Below are 1,360 nucleotides of genomic sequence, written 5' to 3'. Positions count from 1 at the left end.
CGGTATTACGCCCCTTGGTTGCAACGCTGGATCAACCCAGACCCCGCCGGGACTCTGGACGGATTGAATCTCTATCGGATGCTGCGCAATAACCCGCTGAGTTTAATTGATGAGAGCGGCAACATTCCCACGGAAGTAGAAACAGCTTATGAATATATGATCAGTCGCGGAGATGTCTGGAAACCTTTAAGAAAACGGGGCAATGGTTACATCGCACTAAAAGAACTTTCGGGCGAAAAAATAGTAAGCCTTATAGAAGAGATTGATTTGTCATCTGCGGACATGCAGTTTTTAAACAACTTCATGGAGAATGAATTTAACCTGGTGCACTTTTCAGATAAAGATTTTCGTGACAGAGATAAATCGCTGACACTGCTATCGAGCACTCAATTGAAAAAAAATAACATCACCTTCAACACAGCAAACACCGAAATGGTCGATCTGGACGCTTTCGCAACAAATGATTTTGTATTTTTCTCACTGGAGGCAGGGGCCGAACCTAAAAAAGAATACAGCCGATTCGGCGAGCACCGATACAGGGCACCCCTGGACGCTTTGCAAGCACGACATGAGTATGCTCATACGGAATTGACGGATCTTGCTCTGGTGGCCGAAAGGCCCGGAAGTATAACACCTGCATGGGTCATGCCTTCGGATGAGGATATCTTTTTCGATTCAGCCGAGGACAATACCATCCTGTCTTCCGTTTTTGTGGGACCGAATATGATTAAAGGGCTGGCATTAAGAATAGTGAGTGATTTACAAAAATTTGACAGTGACACCAAACATAACGCTTATTCACTTCAGGCTTCCGGGCAGGTGGATGAAGTCATGAACAGTTTGTTTCGACCTCAAATCGTTGTCCCCCACAGCATCACCCTTTCACATTCAAATTTGTCGTACAAAGGCCCTGCACATGCTCTCCACCCCTAAACTCAAGGAGCTGGCACAAAACACCGAATACAATGCTTATACATTCCAGCAACCCGAGGCTAACCATACCCCGACACTGTTTTCGAAACAGAACTACACATCGAGGAAATAAAACAACCTGGAAAACAGAGCCGTCACAACGCAGTTTGACCGTCGATTTACGGCAAGATGTTCTTAGCCCTAAGCACCTCACGGCGTGGGTCAATAGTTCACAAGAACATATCTATGTTCACAATCAGCCGCGCTTGTTTATTAAAAGTCACCTATAGGATTTCAACACGGAAGCAAAAACCGAAAGCAAACCAAGAACAGTAAAACGGTACTCGGGAAAATACGCAGGCTGTTTAAATAGCGTCACGTCCGATAGAACATTCAGTGGCTCAATACTGCAAGGTTCAGGAGCGGCTTAATCATGAATGCTTTTCTG

The 1,360-nt window shown here is 45.2% G+C and carries 1 protein-coding gene; it reads left to right on the top strand.

Features of this window, described 5'->3' with window-relative positions:
• Nucleotides 1–933: RHS repeat-associated core domain-containing protein (locus tag ACZRMS_RS26230; protein WP_463997637.1), on the top strand; the 933-nt coding region annotated here is incomplete at its 5' end.
• Nucleotides 934–1,360 lie beyond the last annotated feature (427 nt).

Source organism: Pseudomonas sp. B424 (genome assembly GCF_055408345.1).
Note: the sequence above shows the minus strand (reverse complement) of the source record. Positions and strands in the feature narration are given on the sequence as shown.